This is a genomic window from Microbulbifer sp. TB1203 (assembly GCF_030997045.1).
Lineage (GTDB): Bacteria > Pseudomonadota > Gammaproteobacteria > Pseudomonadales > Cellvibrionaceae > Microbulbifer.
On record NZ_CP116899.1, the window covers coordinates 4475307 to 4493217 of the forward strand.

Below are 17911 nucleotides of genomic sequence, written 5' to 3' on the forward strand. Positions count from 1 at the left end.
AGAAAACAAAGGGTTACGGTGTTATTTGGCGCTTCGCCCAGAGGCGCCACCAATTCTCCCACCTCCTCCCCCTCGGGGGAGGATGTTATGGATGAGGGGCAGGCCTAGGATTCAAGGTCTCACCATAACGATAAGACCTGGGAGAAGATGATGAGTCTATCCAACAAAGGTAGAGGGGCTTTCCGGCCCACTTTGCTTTCCGTCGCCATTGCTGCCACCGCGAGTGTCTCCCTGCCGGTTCTCGCGGCGGACGACGAGGCCGCTTCCGCGGCGCTCGAAGAGGTGACCGTTACCGGCTTCCGCAAGAGTGTGATGGACTCCATCAGCACCAAACGCGACGCCAAGGCCGTTGTCGAGGCCATTTCCGCTGAAGATATCGGCAAGCTGCCGGATTCCTCCATTGCCGAAGCCATTTCCCGTCTGCCGGGCCTGACTTCCCAGCGCCTGGACGGCCGTTCCAGCCGCGTCAGCATCCGCGGTTTCGGCGAAAACGAAAGCGCCACTACCTTCAATGGCCGCGAGCAGGTGTCCATCGGTGATAACCGCGGCGTGGAGTTCGATCTCTACCCGTCTGAAATTATGAGCGGCGTAACCGTATACAAGACGCCGCAGGCCAGCCTCGAAGCCGAAGGTATTGCCGGTGTGATCGACATGCAGACCGTCAAGCCCCTCGAGCGCGGTGAACGCGTGATTCAGGTGAACACCCAGTATGAGATGACCAGCTTTGACAAGCTGAACCCCGACGGTGAGGACCAGGGCCACCGCGCTACCATCTCCTACATCGACCAGTTCGCCGATGACAAAATCGGTGTGGCCTTTGCCTACAACACCATGAGCTCTCCGAACCAGGAAGAGCGCTGGAATACCTGGGGTTATCCCGAATTCACCTACGAAGGCCAGAACTACTCCATCCTGGGCGGCGCCAAGCCGTTCGTGCGCTCCTCCGTGCTGGATCGCGACAGCGTCATGCTGGTGGTTGAGGCCAAGCCGAGCGAGAAGCTGCACACTACTTTCGACGCCCTGTACGTAGACTTCTCCGATGAGAAGATCCTGCGCGGCATCGAGATTCCATTCGCCTGGGGCCAGGGATCTATCAGCCAGGACAGCGCCGTCGTGGACCCCGCCACCGGCTTTATCACCAGCGCCACCACCGAGGGTCAGCGCGTCGTAGTGCGTAACGACCTGGAGACCCGCGCCGCTGAGCTGAAATCCTTCGGCTTCAACACTAAATACCATTTCAGCGATTCGCTGCAGCTGGAGTTTGATGCCAGCCACTCCGCAGTGAAGCGCGATATCTGGAGCTTCGAGAGCTATTCCGGCACAGGCCGTGGCGACAGTGAAGGCGAGGCTGACAATCTCAGTTACGTGTTTGACGGCAGCAACACCGGTGCCAAATTCAGCCACGAACTGGATTACAGCGACTGGAACCTGATCCAGATGGGCGGCCCCCTAAGCTGGGGCGCCAGTGCGGCACTGAACGGCAAGTACGGGCTGGAAGAAGGCGATCAGTACTACAACAGCGCGCAGGACGGCTTCCTGAACGCGCCGGAAATCGACGACGAACTGACCTCGCTGAAACTGGCTGCGACCCAGATGGTGGAAGTCGGCATCGTCAACGAGATCAGTTACGGCGTGTCCTACCGCGACCGCGAGAAGACGAAGAAGTCCAAGGGTTACTACATGACCCTGGACATCTTCGACCCGGAGACAGGTGGCATGCTGGTGGTTCCGGAGCAATACCGTCTGGGCACCGCGTCCCTGGACTTCATCGGCATGGGCGACATGATCGCCTATGACGCGGAAGCGATGCTGAAAGACGGCTACTACAACCTGACCGACGAAGCGCTCACCGGCATCCAGCACCTGACCAAGTCCTGGTCCGTGAACGAGAGCGTTACCGCGGCCTTTGCCCAGGCGGACTTCGAGACCGAGGTTGCCGGCCTTCAACTGACTGGTAATGCCGGCCTGCGTTACGTCTATACCGAGCAGCAATCCGAAGGCTTTGCCGGCCAGGTGGTCGACGGTCTTGTCGTTGCCGAACCCACTGACATCAGTCACGACTACAGCAATTTCCTGCCGAGCCTGAACCTGGCCCTGGCCATCGACGACCAGCAGACTGTGCGATTCGGTGCAGCCAAGACTATTTCACGGGCGCGTCTTGACGAGATGAACGCTTCCGTAGAAGTGACCCTCAACCCGACACCCGATGAGAATGGCAACTTCTGGAAAATCAGCGGCGGTAACCCGCTGCTGGAGCCGAAAGAAGCCGTGGGCCTGGATCTGTCCTATGAGAACTACTTCAGCGATGAAGGTTATTTCTCCGTGGCCGTGTTCTGGAAAGACCTGGATTCCTGGCATTTCGACGGCAGCTATGAAGTGGACCTGACCGGCGTTGCCGATCCGGCCACTGGCGCAATCCCGGAAACCTCCACCGCTACCGGTACCGGCAAAGTCAATGGCGGCGGCGGTACTTTGCAGGGTTACGAGGTTTCCGTTGCACTGCCGTTCAACGTATTCAGCGAAAGCCTGGACGGATTCGGCCTGCTGGCCAGCCACACCGGCGTCAGCTCGGATGTCGAAGATATAAACGGCAACGAGTACGAGCTGCCGGGCTTGTCCAAGCGCATCGAAACCTTCACCTTCTACTACGAAAACCACGGCTTCCAGGCCCGAACCAGCATGCGCAGGCGCTCCGACTTCAAGGGCGAAGTCTACGGTATCGGTTTCGATTCCCAGCAAGTCGATGTATTGGGTGAAACCATCTGGGATGCCCAGATCGGCTACGACTTCAGCGAAGCCGGTATCAGTGGTCTGGAAGGCCTGTCGGTGTTCCTGCAGGGACAGAACCTCACCGATGAACCTTTCACAACTCTGAGCGGCGACAACGACCTGCAAGTCCGCGACTATCAGAGCTACGGCAAGACCTACCTGCTGGGCTTCAGCTACAAGCTGTAACCTCAGTAGCTGGTTACCGAGGCGAAGAGCCCTTGCAATTCCCGTTGCAAGGGCTTTTTTTATTCTCGCTTTGATTGCAGGTATTTCGCGTGAACGAACACAATATAAAAAGACTCGTAATCCCGGGTGGAGGCACCGCCGCACTGATAGTTAAAGTGCTCGGCAAGGTCATTGACATAACCCTGGTAGAGTCGGACAGATTTTGGGCAGCCGCAAACTGCGGAGCAGTTGCGGTTGCTGATTGACCGAACGCGTCGCTTTGTGCGGAAGCTTCCGTCGGCGTCGTTCCAAAATCTGGAGAACAGACCCGTGACTACCAAAGCAGGATTCGCCGAAAGGCGCTTTAGTAGCTGGGAATACCTGCATCTCTACACCATCCCCAATTTCCTGTTTCACTACTCCATGGCCTACGCAATACTGCGGGTAAACGGTGTCGCTGTTGGCAAGCGGGATTTCGACGGTTTCCATGAATATCCGCCGGGATTTACCTTACCAGGCCAATAAAAGCCGCCAGCATTTGGCCGCCGCTTTTGCTTTTATTGCGGCAAGTATTTACCGGGTAACGTTCATGTTTATCTTTGTACCGTAACTCAGTTCCTGGATGCCGTCGTCATCTACGTCGATAAAATGGAGACTGTTGAGCGGCACCGAGCTCGGCAGTTCCGGTGAGCGGTACACCTCCTTGCCTGAGTAAGGATCAACGAGTTTCAGGAAAGAAGTTCCGGAACTATAGTAGTTAGTGTTGCTGGTATTGAGCAGCAGGTTTCTGTGGCCGCCGCCGTAGTTCTCGATCTCTATGGCGCGTACATAGTTGGGACTCGCGAATACGGAGCGCAGTGTGAGGTCTGCTTCGTAGACCAGAACCCAGTTGCTGCCGGAATAATATTGCGTGGCAACGGCTATCTCTTGGATGCCATCGCCATCGATGTCTCCCACGGCGATATCGACGATATCGGCATATCCGTCAACCCCTTCTACATCGGTGATATTGGCCGAGTATTTTCTAGTGAGGGCCCCGTCTGTGCGGGAGATGATCAGCAGGCCTTTGTCCGATGCGGCTACGAGCTCCTCGGCGCCGTCGTTGTCGAGGTCGGCAACGGCAACGTCCGTTCCACCACCGGTGCTGTCGCTCCAGATCAGCGTGGAGCCCGCGGCGTCGTAGGCAAAAATCGCATCGTCGCTGGAGGTGACTACGAAATCGCTCAGATCGTCGCCGTTCAGGTCACCGCTGGCCACGGCAACGCCGGGTGACGTCAGGGGTGGTGCTGTCCATAGAGGGCTGTCGCTCGAGGGGTCGTAGAGGTACACGAGCGGGTCATAAAGTTCGTTGGTGGCAATAAACAATTCGTGAATGCCATCCAGGTTGTAGTCGGCGGCGCAAAAAGCGAGTGCTCTCTCCCAGTTGGAGCCCTGTTCGGAACTGATTTCCAATGCACCGGAAAACGGGTCCAGGTAGATCAGCCTGGTGCCTTCGTAGCCGCTGTCGGTGCGGGGAGAGGCGAAGGCCAGCCGGCGCCCCCCACCGGCCAGGGTGATTGGCTCGCCGCCGAAGAAGGTGCCGTCCAATTGGCTCGGCGATACATTGTGCCACTCGATTTCGAAACCTGGGTTCAGCCCCGCAACAACCAGAGAATCCTCTCCGCTGGAACCGGTACCTGTGCCCCAGACGATTTCGGGTTCGCCGTCGTTGTCGGCATCGCCGATGAGCAGGCCGCTGCTGCTCGATGCGGAAGATGTCCAGTCCTCTGTCAGACCCGATTCACGGCTGAAGGAGTAGGCTGTTCCTGCTCCCAGCAGTATCTCTGCCTCCGGGTCGTCGTCGATATTGCCGACGGCTATGTTGGGGAGTCCGACATCTTGTTTTTGCGCGAGAATGGCTTTCTGTCTAGCGTCGTAAACCCGCAGGGTATACGGACTGCTCGCGATGCCCACGATTTCGTCGACGCCATCACCGTCTACGTCGCCGGTCTGCATCTTGGAGCCGAAGCCTTCACCATAAATCCATTCGTTGACATAGGTGGTGCCGTTGTGGCCGTAGATGTAACCGTTGGAAAAGACCATTTCCGTTGGTGAGTCTGAATCGACGTTGCCCAGTGCCATGGCGGTGCCCAGGAGCAGTTCGGAAGATTGCCATTCCAGTTCCAGAGTTTGAGCATCGCGGATTTGGACTACCTGGTTTCCATCGTAGTAGTAAGTCATGTTTACCAGCAGGACCAGTTCCTGCTCGCCATCCGAATCCATATCGGCCATGTGTATGGCGCTGACGTTGTCGCCCTCAAGTTGGATGAACTGAGAGAGTTGTCTGGTGGCTCCATCCAGGACCAGTAGTTGAGTCGGGTCAGTGGAGTATCGGGCTTCCAAACCGATAAAAATTTCGGCGTGACCATCACCATTCGTGTCCGCAGCGGCGACGGATGAGATGCTGGTGTCTTCACCTGTGAGGCTGAACGGATAGAGCCAGTCCTGGACATAATCCGTGCCGTTGTAGGACAGGATAAATAACCGGTGCCCTCCGTCGGTTATCAGCAATTCATTGTTTCCATCATTATCGAAGTCTCCGAGGCGCACCTGTTCCTGATTCTTGGGCACCTCGATGCCGCTGCGGCTCAGCGGATAGCGCCTGTCCTTGTCGATGACACGAATACTGCTGCCGACGGTCGCGCTGGCACCGCCTCCGGTGACGGCAATTTCCCAGTTGAAATTCGTTTCGTCCGTGAACAGGGGGCCGGTGGGCGTCCAGGTCACATTGCCACTGGTATCTATCTCCATCCCATTGGGGCGGGCGAGGAAATGGAATTCGAGGGGGTCGTCGTCCGCGTCCTGTGCTTGCACCTGGAAAGTCACTGGAACGCCGTAGGTTGCGGTTTCCGGCACGCCGGACACGCTGATGACAGGTTCGCTGTCGGCAATCACAATCTGAACGGCATCAGCGTCCCCGCCGTATCCGTCTGTTACCTGCAGCGCGGCCTGTACCTTATCTCCTTTGCGGAAATGTTCCGGTGCCAAGGTTTCGCCATTGGCCTCGGCAACCACCTTGTCGTTGACCAGCCAAGTGTACACGTAGCTGAGGTCGCGCCCGTCGCGATTGGATACACTGATCTCCGCGCGCAATTCCGTATCGGTGTAAGCAGCGGTCGGAGTGATGCTGAGGCTGGTGATCTGCGGTGGGGTGTTGCGCACAAGGATATGTATTTCCGCAGGAAGGGAATCTTCCTTGCCGTCGTTGACCAACAGTTGGAAAACCAGCTCTCCGTTTTCAACCGGGGTGGTAAAGCTGGCGATGGGGCTGTCTGCGTCGACCAGCTCCACCGCTGGGCCGGAAATCTGGCTCCAGGCGTAGCTCAGCTCATCGCCGTCGTCGTCCTGGCCCTCGCCTATAAGGGTGACCTGACGGCCGCTGGGAATGGGGCTCTCAGTGTCCGCGGCGGTCCTGGCCGTCGGAGGGGTATTGGCTGGGCCGCCGGAGCTGCTGCTGGAACTGGAAGAAGAGCTCGAGGAAGAGCTGCTCGAGCTGCTGCTGCTCGAAGAGCTGGAGGAACTGCTGGTGGAAGAACTGCTTCCAGATGAGCCGCCAGAATTGTCGCCGCCGGAAGACCCGCCGCCACCGCAGGCGGCAAGGGACAGGGCGAAGAGCGCAATCAACAGATGGCGAGCAGGGGAGGCTATCGGGGCCATGTGAATTCCCTTTCAGTTTTTATTGGTCTTATTTGTATCAAGCGGCGGGCTCCCTAGAGCCCGCCAATTTATAGTGTTACTTGGTGGTAGTGAACTCGTTACAAACCATCACATCCACCTCCAGCGACCCTATCACCCGCTCCGCGGTATTGCCCCGCAGCAGCGAGCCGGTTTCGCCGTACTGGTTGAGGGTGCCCATCACCACCAGATCCGCATCGATTTCCTTTGCCACCTGGGCCACGACTTCGTTGGTATAGCCCCGTTTGACGTGGATGCGATGGGTGGGCACACCGGTCTTGTCCGCCAGCTTGGCCAGGGCGCCGCGGTCTGGGTAGAGCATGGAGTCCAGGTAGGCATTCACCAGGTGCAGCTCGGCGTCGTAGCACTTGGCGATATAGTTGGCGCGTTCGGTGATCTGGCGGTTGAGCTGGCGCTGCTGGGTGGTCTGGGCCTGGTAGTTCACTGTGGCCAGTACCACCTTGCGGCGGTCCTTGGCGCCGGGGCGTATGAGTACCACCGGGCGCTCGGATTTCTTCAGTACGTGCCACTTGGACTCGGCAAAGGTGAAGCGGCGGCTGACCTTGGCGTGTACCGGTAGGTAGACCATTTCGGCATTGCAGCGCTTGGACTCCTGGATAATGGCGGCCTGCCAGTCACTGGACCAGCACACCATGAGTTCGTACTCCAGTCCGGCCTCTTCCACCGGCTGGCGGATCTGGTCGCGGAACCAGAACTCGTCCCGGAACAGGTGATCGTTGACCGCCCGGGTGTCCACGGCTTCGCCGTCCACGGCTACGAATACAACCAACTTGGGTTGGGGGGTGCGGATTTTTGCGGTGATCAGCGCGCGCTTCAGCGCTACATGCTCTTCATCGTTGGGGTCCACGACCACGAATATGACTTTTTCTGCTTGCATCATTCCTCCTCACGTGGGAACGGTTTTTCTGTTTTCTCTCACCTTTCCCGCTCCGCACCTGTCTCTCAACCACTCAACCGGCGCAGACCAGATGGTCTGCCCAAGATTACCACAGGCGGCGGTTTCTTTGTTGGCAGGGGGGTATAAAACAAAGCCCGCGGGAGCGGGCTTTGGGGGGAGAACTGGGTTGGGGAGTTGGGTCAATCCATCTGCAGTGACTGGAGTTCGGACTTGAGTTCCCGCAGTTTCTCCTTGACTCGTTCTGCATGGTCCGGCCCTATGCGGATCATCAGCTTGTGCAGCCCCGGCAGTTTCTCCAGTTTGGGATCGGCAAACTTGTAGTACACCGAGGGGCGCACCAGTTGGATGGGTTGCTCGACCTGCGGTGCTTCCAGCACCCGGTCAATGGCCTGCAGAAGCACCTGGTGGAAGGTCTTATTCCTGATCCCCAGCTCGCCGTAGGCCTGGGCCAGGCGGGGGTACCAGAATCTGTAGAGTTTGACAGCGGTGTCCGTATCCACCTGTGCGAAGAGGCGCACCGGCACATCGTAGCGGTGGTAGTTCTCTTCGGATAGCACCATCCCGGTGGCGCCTTCCTCGCTGACGACAATCGAACCCCTGATATTCTTGAAGGGTCGATGCTTGTGGATCAACTGGCCCTGGGAGGCGGTATTGACCGCGGCGACCCACTTGCGGATCACTTCGTCGGATACCAACCATCGGCTCAGGGCATCACCGGGGGCCAGGCTGCGCAGATCCTTGAGCACCGGGCCGTCACTCTCGTCCAGCGGCGGCAGTTCCCGTTCCGGTTCGGCGGGAGCGGGTGCCGGCTCCGCGGGGGCGGGTTCCTCCAGCTCCGGTTTGGGCTCCGGGACCGCCTCTTCCTTCTTCGGCACCTCGAACAGCGGTGTTTCCGGAGGCTCCTCTCCCTTTCTGGAGTAGAAGAGATAGGCCGCGGCCGCCAGCGCGACGACGACAATCAAGACGGCTATCCAGCCGTAATTGCGATCCTCTTCCATCTTCAGCCTCCTGTTCCGGCGCACCCTATGTATATATGGGGGACACTGCCGGCGAGTAATTGGTTCCCGGGTATCCTGGCATGTTTATAGTAGTCGCGCGCGGATTGCAATCTACGCCCCCCCAGGGAGGAGGCAGCGGCTGGTGCCGGCGCTACAGTAGGGCAAAGCGAAAGATGCAGCCCTGGAGAGAACAGAATAATGAAAAAGTTAGTCGGTGTGGCCGCCGCTCTCTGCCTGGCGGGATGCGGCGGTGAAGGGACGGCCGCCGTGGACAAGCGGGAGGCCGGTGCGCAAGCGGACCCCTTCTGGGGTAACGCCAGTATCTATTTCATGTTGCCGGACCGCTTCGCCAATGGCGATCCGGACAACGATCTCTCCTACGGCCGACAGGACGATGCCGAATTGCTGCGGGGTTTTGCCGGCGGCGACCTGCAGGGGGTGATCGACAAGCTGGAGACCGGCTACTTCCGCGATCTGGGGATAAACGCCATCTGGATGTCGCCGGTGGTGGAGCAGGTGCAAGGCTACGATGAGGGCGACGGCCGCACCTATGCCTACCACGGCTACTGGCCCCGGGACTGGACTGCGGTGGACACCAACTTCGGCAGCGAGGAGGACCTGCGCCGGCTGATCGAAACCGCCCACAGCCAGGGGATTCGCATACTGCTGGATGTCATTGTCAACCACACCGGTCCGGTCACCGAGCGGGACCCGGTGTGGCCCGCGGAGTGGGTGCGCACCGGGCCGGTGTGCGACTGGAGCAGTTTTGCCGCCAATGTCAGCTGCGCGCTTACCGACAACCTGCCGGACATCCGTACCGAGAGCGAGCAGCCGGTGGATCTGCCACCGCAACTGCTGGCCAAGTGGGAAAAGGAGGGGCGCCTGGAGCGGGAGCAGCGCGAGTTGGACGCCTTTTTCGAACGCACCGGCTACCCCCGCGCACCCAAGTACTACATTATCAAATGGCTCACCGACTGGGTGCGGGAATACGGTGTGGACGGTTTCCGCGCGGATACCGTCAAGCACGTGGAGCCGGAAGTCTGGGCGGTGCTGAAAAAGGAGGCCAGCCTGGCGCTGGCGGAATGGAAGGCTCAAAACCCGGACAAAAAGCTCGATGATCGCGATTTCTTTATGCTGGGAGAGGTCTACCACTTCGGCGTCAACGACTTCGGGTCCACCAGGGGGCGCGCCTACGACTTCGGCGACCGCCGGGTGGATTTCTTTGATTTCGGCTTCGACAGCCTGATCAATATGGGCTTCGCCCAGCACGCCGGGCAGTCGCCGGAAGAAATCTTCTCCAGCTATTCGCAGAACCTGCACGGCGGCCCTCTGGACGGCCTGGGCGTGCTCAACTATCTGGGCTCCCACGACGACCACCATTCCTTCGACCGCGAGCGCGAACAGGCCAAAGAGGCCGCGCTCAAGCTGATGCTGGCGCCGGGGGCGGCGCAGATCTATTACGGCGACGAACTCGCCCGGCCGATGATCGTGGAAGGCGCCATCGGCGACGCCTCCATGCGCAGTTTTATGAACTGGAAGGACCTGGACCTGGAGCGGGAACCGACCCGGGAAATCCTCAGCCACTGGCAAAAGCTGGGACAGTTCCGCCGCGCCAATCCGTCCCTGGGTGCCGGCGAGCACAAAAAACTCGCGGACAAACCCTATACTTTTGCGCGCACCCTGGAGGGGGAGAGCCCGGTGTTGGTGTCCCTGGGGCAGCAAACCGGAAAGAAATCCCTGCCGGTGTACGACCTGTTTGCCGACGGCACCCTGCTGAGGGACTATTACTCCGGCACAGAGAGCCGGGTGGAGCAGGGGTGGGTCAGCTTCGATACCGCCTACGATCTGCTGCTGTTGGGGGCAAGCGCAGAGCGCGAATAATCTGTTTGTAGGAGCGGCCCATGGCCGCGATCGGCGGTGCTACGAAGCGAGGCCGATCGCGGCCATGGGCCGCTCCTACAGGGACAATCAGTAAAGGCGGCAGGCAAAAAATGACACGAATGCGGCAACTTTCTCTCACTTTTCTTTTGGCTCTGTCAGCCACCCCACTGGTCTTGGCCAAAACAGTTACCGCAAGCTCCCCCGATGGCAATATCACCGTCACCCTGTCCGACGAGGGTGACGCGGTTACCTACCGGATCGCCTATGGCGATCAGGTGGTGGTTGATACGTCGCCCCTGGGTATATCCTTCAAAAATACCCATCCACTTGGCCCGTCATTCGCAATCGATTCGGTGGAGAAAAAAAACCGGGACCAGACCTGGGAGCAGCCCTGGGGGGAGCGCCGGCTGGTGCGCGACCACCACCAAGAATTGCTGGTGCGGCTTCGGCACCCAGAGCGCAAAGAGGACGAATTTGCCCTGCGTTTCCGGGTATTCAACGATGGCGTCGGTTTCCGCTACGAAATCGATAACCGCAAACCGGACCGGCAAGCCGTCATCACTCACGAGCTGACCGAATTCCGGATTCCCGCAGCGGAGAACACCACCGCCTGGTGGATACCCGGCCGCGGCTGGAACCGCTACGAGTATATCTACCGGCAAACCCCACTCGCGGAAATTGACCGCGCACATACGCCGCTGACCCTTAAACTGGATTCCGGTATACACCTCAGTATCCACGAGGCGGCGCTGGTGGACTACGCGGCCATGGTGCTGGACCAGGGGCGCCCTGGTAATCTGCGCGCGGACCTGACCCCCTGGGGCCACGGCGCGCGGGTTGTACTGAGCGGCCCCTTCAAAACCCCCTGGCGCACCGTGCAGATATCGCCGGGCGCGGTAGGCCTGCTCAATTCAGACCTGATTCTCAACCTCAACGAGCCCAACAAACTGGGGGACGTATCCTGGGTGAAACCGGGGAAATACGTGGGCATCTGGTGGGGCATGCACCTGGACAAATACACCTGGGCCTCCGGTGATCGGCACGGCGCCACCACCGAGCGGACCAAAGAGTACATGGATTTCGCGGGCAAATACGGGTTTTCCGGCGTGCTGGTGGAAGGATGGAACAAAGGCTGGGACGGAGACTGGTTTCACAACGGAGATATTTTCCGCTTCGCCGAGCCCTATCCGGACTTCGACCTGAAGGCCGTTACCGAATACGGCCGGGCCCGCGGCGTGGAGTTGATCGGCCATCACGAGACTTCCGGCAACGTCAGCAATTACGCGCAGCAGATGGACGCCGCCCTCGATCTGTACTGGGACCTGGGAGTAACCCAGGTGAAGACCGGCTACGTGGCCGACGGCGGGGACATCAAGCGCATCGACGAAAACGGCATAGTGCGCCACGAGTGGCACGACAGCCAGTTTATGGTGAACGAATACCTGCGCAATGTTACCGAAGCGGCAAAGCGGAAAATCTGCATCAACACCCACGAACCGGTCAAGGACACCGGCCTGCGCCGCACCTACCCCAACTGGCTGAGCCGCGAGGGCGCCCGCGGGCAGGAGTTCAACGCCTGGGGCCAGCCGCCGAACCCGCCGGAGCACGAGGTGGTGCTGGCATACACCCGTATGCTCTCCGGCCCCATGGATTTCACTCCGGGCATCTTCGACCTGGCGCCCAAGGGGCTGGATGCGGATATCCGCGTAAAGACCACCCTGGCCAAGCAGCTGGCCCTCTACGTGGTGCTCTACAGCCCGGTGCAGATGGCCGCCGATTTACCGGAAAACTACCTGGAGCGGCCCGACGCTTTCCAGTTTATCGTCGACGTGCCGGTGGACTGGGAACAGAGCATCGCCCTGGCGGGCGAAGTGGGTGACCACGTGGTGTTCGCGCGCAGGGAGCGCGGCGGGGAAGATTGGTATATCGGCGGAATCACCGGCAACGATGCCCGCGAGATCACCGTGGACCTGGACTTCCTGGACAAGGGAAAATCCTATCGGGCACAGATCTATCGGGATGGGGACAAAGCGGATTGGAAGACCAACCCCTATGACCTGGTGATCGAAAACAAAACCGTCAGGCTCGGCGACAAGCTCACCCTCCCCATGGCATCCAGCGGCGGCGCGGCGATTCGGGTGAAAGCGCTGGAATAGGAAAGCATAGACAGCGCCCGCCCATCCCGGGCGGTCGCTCGTAATCTCCATTCCGCTACAGCGCATCTGCACCCGGCTTGCGGGAGGCTTGAAACAGCGCATAGCGCCGGTTTGTGAAGAGTTCCTGCAAGTGGCCGGCGGGGGGCGCAGGTATCGAATCGATGCGCTCTTTGGGAACGGCCAGATAGAAATTGCGCGCGAGCCGATCGCCGAGGAGCTTGTCCAGCTCCCCCCTGTCCACGCTTTTCGCGCTGCCGGCGGAATAAAAGCGCGCGGAGAAAGGCCTGTCTCCCAGGTACAGCAGCTCCGCCTGCGCGCCGCCGCTCTTGCGGGTAAATTCCACCAGCTGTTTTTCCGTCTTCGCGCTTCCCGGCCGGTAGTGCACCACAAGGGTGAACGCCAGGATAACAACGGGCATAAGGCCGGCGCAGGCAACGACTGCCCGGCGGGACCAGCGCGAGTCGCTCTTTTGCAGCGCCATAGCCAGCAGCATGGCGAAGGGCGGCAGTGCGGGCTGGACATAGGTCCAGAGAATATTGCCCGCGAAGGTGAAAAAAACCAGCGGCCAAAGGCACCCGGCCAGCAGTAGGCCGCGCCAGCTCTCCGGCCGCGGAAAATGCCATCCCCGCCGTCGAACAGCCGCGACAAACAGCGCCGCGGCGGCCAGGCCCCAGGGGAAGGTGGCCTGCACCGCGTACCACCAGATGGTACCCAAAGCCGCCCGGTGGGCGCTGCCGTAGAGGTCGCCGTTCCAGCCGGAATCCACGAAGCGGAGAAAATGTTCGCCGACGATGAAATACTCCAGGAAGCCGGGTGTCTTCAGCTCCGCGGCGATATACCAGGGCAGGCTGATCGCCAGTGCGAGCAGAGTGCCGCCGACCCAGGGTATGTGTCGAATGCGCCCGGACGGTTCCAGGTACAGCCAGGTGCCCAGTGGCACCAGCGCCAGTACCGGCGCCAACGGCCCCTTGGCCAGCAGGCCGATGCCCAGCCCCGCGAACAGCAGATACCCCCAGAGCGGCGACGGGCCGCCGGACAAACCGATGCGCAGCGCCGCGACCAGAGTGAGGGTGGTGCCGAAAGTCAGGAAGGGGTCGGTGAGCACCGCGCCTGCCGCCACGAAACCCAGCGCGCTGGTGCCGTAGATGGTGACCGCGAGCCACGCGGTTTGCCGGCCGGCCAGCGCGCGCGTCCCACTGAAGACCAGCCACAGGATACCCAGGGTCGCGAGCAGGGATGGCAGGCGCGCCGGGAACTCGCCCACACCCAGCAGTTTGAAGGAGAGCGCCTGGCTCCAGAAGGACAGTGGCGGCTTCCCCCAGAAGGGGACGCCGTAATCAAAATAGGGTGTAATCCAGTCACCGGTTTCCGCCATGATCCTGGCGATCTCGGCGTAGCGGGGTTCCGAGGTATCCATTAGCGGCAGCAGCACCATGGCAGCGAGGCGGCTCACCAGTGCCAATCCGAGCAGCCAGGCGAAGCGGGAGAGGGATTTATTCATCGCCCACCGCCTCCGCGCGCTGCCCCGCCAGGCCCATCGCCGGAATGCCGCCGATAATGTCCTGGATCAGATAGGTGGGACGCTGTTTGGTTTCCAGGTAGGTTTTGCCCACATACTCGCCGAGGATGCCAATGGTCAGCAGTTGTATGCCGCCGAAGAAGGTGATGACCGCGATCAGCGACGGATACCCCTGCACCACGTCGCCCAGCAGCAGCGCCTTGATCACTATCCAGAGCCCGAACAGGCCGCCGGTCGCCGCCGCCAGCACGCCGGCGATCGTGGCCCAGTGCAGGGGTGCGATGGAAAAGGAGGTGATAGCCTCGATCGCCAGGCGGGCGAGCGCCACGTAGTCCCACTTGGTGACGCCCCCGGCGCGCGCCGCTCGATCGTATTCGATGACGCGCGTCTCCATGCCGACCCAGGCGAACAGGCCTTTCATATAGCGGTTGCGCTCCGGCAGTTGCCGCAGCGCATCCAGCGCCCGGCGGCTCAGCAGGCGGAAATCGCCGGTATCGGCGGGAATGCCGCAGTCGCTGATGCGATTCAGCAGGCGGTAGAAGACGTGGGCGCTGGCGCGCTTGAACAGGGTTTCCCCGGCGCGACTGCGGCGCTGCATCAGCACCACGTCGGCGCCCTCGCGCCAAGCGGCCACCATCTGCGGTATCAGCTCCGGAGGGTCCTGGAGATCCGCGTCCAGGATAATCGCCGCATCGCCCGTGGCCTGGTCGAGGCCCGCGGTCATTGCCGCTTCCTTGCCGAAATTGCGACTCAGTCGCACCAGTTTGATCTGGGGATAAATAATGGCCTGCCGCGCCAGGTATTGGGCGCCGCCATCCCGGCTGCCATCGTCGACGAACAGCAGTTCGCCGGAGAGCGGCAACTGATCCAGCACTCGCAGCAGGCGCTCCAGGCACTGGGGTAATACGGGACCCTCGTTATAAAACGGGATAATGACCGACAGCTTGAGAGGCTGGCGGTGGCGCAGCTTGTGTAGTCTGGGTGCGGATATCGTGTTCATGTAAACACCACCTTGCCGTAAAGACGGTAGTTGAGCAGGGTGAGCGCCCCGGTTGTGGCCGATTGCGCGAGCGGAGCCGGCAGTGCGGCCAGTTGATAGAGGACGGTAAACAGAGTGAGGTTGAGCAGCCAGTTGGCGGCGGTTACGAGAAGAAATACGGATATCGTGTCCTGGTGCGCGCGTTGCGAAACGAAGGTCCAGTGGTACTGCAGGCCATAGTTAACCGTGGCACCGAGCAGCGCGCCCACTGCGGTGGCCAGGGGTGCGTCTGCATGCAGCGTCATCAACAGCCCCATACCGGTGAAGTGCACCGCGGTGGCGGCCCCGCCGGAAACGAGAAAACGCAGCGGTCTTGTGCTGAGGGTCGACATCGAAACAATCACCTTTGCAGCTATTAACCCGGCGATCAGAGAGTTCGGTCCGGCCGCTGTCGCGGCGCCTCCGGCCCTGATCTATGGATTGTGGCGCCGGCCTTCGGCCGGCGGCTGCACTTCCCTGTGCCGCGCTGCTGACCCGGTCCTAACCGGGTTGACAGCGACAGCGCGAGATTAGGGAAACCGTCGCTAAAGAAATTTCAAGGAAATATCCAAATAAACGTCAGTCGAACTCGCGTTTTCCCGGTTTGGTTTTACAAAATTCGCGGCCGGCCAGCGGCCGCTCCTACGGTATCCCATCAGGGCGCCGCCAGTGGCGGTTGCCCTCCACTCTTGCCGCGCCGGCTATAGAAGCGCGGCGTTTCCCGAAGGTAGTCCCCGATTAGTCGGCGCGAAAGTGCGGCTGCATCGGCTTCCGCCAGTGGCTGGTCGTTGCGCGTGAAAAATCGACCGCGCTCATCGCTGGCCTTGGCCGACAGCACCAGTTTCAGGTCCTCGGCAATCAATGTGCTGCCGTGCCAGTCGCTGACAACCAGGTAGTCGTGGCGGTAATTTTTATCCAACAGGTCGTGGCCAAAGCTGACCTGCCGTTTGTCGATACCCTGCAACCGGCTCATGGCGGAGAGCAGGGTGATCGGCAGATCCACGTGGCTGGTCATGCGCTCGATCGTACGGGCCTTTTGCCCGGGAATATGCAGCACCAACGGCACTTTGACCTGCTGTTCCACGAAGGTGGAATTGTGCCCCCAACGGCCGTTCTCCATAAATTCCTCGCCGTGGTCGCCGGTGATCACCACGATGGTGTTGTCCAGCCTGCCACTCTCCTTCAGCGCGTGGAGTACCCTGGCGAACTGGGAGTCCAGATGGTGGCTGGCATTGATATAGCGAGCCTTGATACGTGAGATCTGGCTTTTGATATCCGTATCCAGGTAGTTGAAATCCTCCAGGTAGTCCGTCTCCAGCGCATTCTCCGCTGGAAATGAGTAGTTGGCATGTGTCGACTCAAAGAACATGAAACTGAAAAACGGTTGCTTCGCTGAATTTATAAAAGCGGTCAGCTTGCTGACATTCCTGATGTCCCGCTGCCAGGGGTCTCCCTCGTGATCGGAGTGCAACTGTTCGGAGGAGAAATTCCGGAAGACGGTGCGGTCGAATTCCGGATAGCTGAAACGTGCGCTGGTGTAGGCCATCAGCGAGTAGCTGTTTTTGCGCAGGGTTTCCAGCAACAGCGGCGGCCGCTCTGCGGGCAGTGCGTCGAACCAGTAGTTGCCGTGCAAGCCGTAGAACTGGCTGAACATACCCATGCGCGTGCCGTTGCCGCCGCTGTAGTGGTTGAGGAAATGGACATTGTCCCGGGCGAAGGCGTAGGTCTCCGGCATGATGCGCGGGTCCAGCATATCCGCGCGCCAGGATTCGGAGGTCAGCCAGACGATGTTGTAGGGCTTGTCCAGCACAATACTTTGGGCATCGACTGCCGGATAGGCGAACTTGCCTTTCCTGCGGCTGAGGGAACCGTCCAGTTCCGGACGCTTGCGCTCCACGCCCAGTTTGCTCAACAGCCCCTTGGCGGTGACTGGGGAATACCAGGGGATACGCTGTACGCTTTGCAGTATCTGCTGCTCACCGGTGTGGTCGGCGTAGGCGTAGATTCCTCCCTGTAGCAGGAACACCAGCGGCAGGACTGCGGCAGCGGCCCGCACCGGCCGCGTATTGGCGATCCGCGCTAGCGGCAGCCAGCGGACCAGCGCTGCGTAGACGGCCGCCACTGCCAGTACACGCAGGGCACTTGAGACATAAAAGGAGTTGCTGAAACCCAAGGCCTCCAGACCGCCGGGCGTTGAAATAATATTCCACACAAAGCCGTTGATATAGAAACCGTAGAGTGCGTAGATCTGGTAGTTGGCGTCGATGGCCAGCACGATTCCCACGGCGTAGAGGTGCAGCAGCGCCAGCAGGGAAAACCTGAGCCACCCCGGGCGGGTGGCCGAGGCGCCCCGCACCAGCAGCCAGGCGGGCAATGCCAGCAGTGCCGCCTGCGCGATGGTGGCAGCGGTAAAATAGCCGATCTGCACGGCGCCGCTCAGGGCTGGCAGGCCGTGCAGCATCAACAGTGCAAAACTGACGCACCACACCAGCAGCGGTATGCCCCGGAAATACGGAAGAGAGGAGTTTGACGGATTCATCGGCACAGCAGAACCTGTAGCAATTTGATGGCCGTCACCATAGGGGGGGGAAATTAAGTGAACCTTAAGGTCTACTGCCTCCATCGCCCGGGAGCCGATACTCGTTGTTTAGCTTGGTGACTCTTAAGTTTTCCTTAATCCTGTCTGTATAGAGTGGTGGCGCTGTGGGAGTGGTTGTCTATGGGCAGTCGCATCAGGGGCCGGCGGTCAGGGCCCCTTCCGTAATGCCCTGT

General features: G+C 60.3%; 10 protein-coding genes and 1 pseudogene. 4 read left to right on the forward strand and 7 right to left on the reverse strand.

Features of this window, described 5'->3' with window-relative positions; genetic code table 11:
- The first annotated feature begins 150 nt into the window (after positions 1-150).
- Both PP263_RS19240 and PP263_RS19245 read left to right on the forward strand, forming a co-directional pair.
- Positions 151-2955, forward strand: a complete 2805-nt coding sequence (locus tag PP263_RS19240) for a TonB-dependent receptor (protein ID WP_308365580.1) — start codon at positions 151-153, stop codon at positions 2953-2955.
- 222 nt (positions 2956-3177) lie between these two features.
- Positions 3178-3459: pseudogene (locus PP263_RS19245) on the forward strand (DUF1993 family protein); the annotation flags it as partial.
- Positions 3460-3507: 48 nt separating this feature from the next.
- Here the strand turns inward: PP263_RS19245 and PP263_RS19250 are convergent.
- The 3 genes from PP263_RS19250 to PP263_RS19260 all read right to left on the reverse strand — a co-directional run bounded on the left by PP263_RS19250 (position 3508) and on the right by PP263_RS19260 (position 8565).
- On the reverse strand, positions 3508-6630 hold the full coding sequence (locus PP263_RS19250) for an FG-GAP-like repeat-containing protein (protein WP_308365581.1): 3123 nt from the start codon (positions 6628-6630) through the stop codon (positions 3508-3510).
- Between the two features lie 76 nt (positions 6631-6706).
- The gene (locus tag PP263_RS19255) at positions 6707-7546 is read right to left on the reverse strand and encodes a universal stress protein (RefSeq protein WP_308368638.1); all 840 of its coding nucleotides are present in this window, start codon (positions 7544-7546) and stop codon (positions 6707-6709) included.
- Positions 7547-7746: 200 nt separating this feature from the next.
- The gene (locus tag PP263_RS19260) at positions 7747-8565 is read right to left on the reverse strand and encodes a DUF3014 domain-containing protein (protein ID WP_308365583.1); all 819 of its coding nucleotides are present in this window, start codon (positions 8563-8565) and stop codon (positions 7747-7749) included.
- Positions 8566-8763: 198 nt separating this feature from the next.
- Here PP263_RS19260 and PP263_RS19265 point away from each other — a divergent pair, with 198 nt between their 5' ends.
- Positions 8764-10446 carry an alpha-amylase family glycosyl hydrolase gene (locus tag PP263_RS19265; protein WP_308365584.1) on the forward strand — a complete coding sequence of 561 codons (1683 nt, stop codon included), beginning with the start codon at positions 8764-8766 and terminating at the stop codon, positions 10444-10446.
- Positions 10447-10619: 173 nt separating this feature from the next.
- Complete coding sequence (locus PP263_RS19270) at positions 10620-12602, forward strand: glycoside hydrolase family 97 protein (protein ID WP_308365585.1); 1983 nt, start codon at positions 10620-10622, stop codon at positions 12600-12602.
- A 55-nt stretch (positions 12603-12657) separates the two neighbouring features.
- Here the strand turns inward: PP263_RS19270 and PP263_RS19275 are convergent, their stop codons facing one another.
- From PP263_RS19275 to PP263_RS19290, 4 genes are all read right to left on the reverse strand, one after another.
- Positions 12658-14103, reverse strand: coding sequence for a glycosyltransferase family 39 protein (locus PP263_RS19275; RefSeq protein ID WP_308365586.1), 1446 nt, complete (start codon positions 14101-14103; stop codon positions 12658-12660).
- Positions 14096-15121, reverse strand: coding sequence for a glycosyltransferase family 2 protein (locus PP263_RS19280; protein WP_308365588.1), 1026 nt, complete (start codon positions 15119-15121; stop codon positions 14096-14098). Before PP263_RS19280 ends, PP263_RS19275 begins: the two co-directional genes overlap by 8 nt.
- Positions 15118-15492 (reverse strand): GtrA family protein, encoded by a 375-nt coding sequence (locus PP263_RS19285; protein ID WP_308365589.1) that lies wholly within the window; start codon positions 15490-15492, stop codon positions 15118-15120. The genes PP263_RS19280 and PP263_RS19285 overlap by 4 nt, the downstream gene beginning before the upstream one ends.
- Positions 15493-15794: 302 nt before the next feature.
- Positions 15795-17678, reverse strand: a complete 1884-nt coding sequence (locus PP263_RS19290; protein WP_308365591.1) for a sulfatase-like hydrolase/transferase — start codon at positions 17676-17678, stop codon at positions 15795-15797.
- Positions 17679-17911 lie beyond the last annotated feature (233 nt).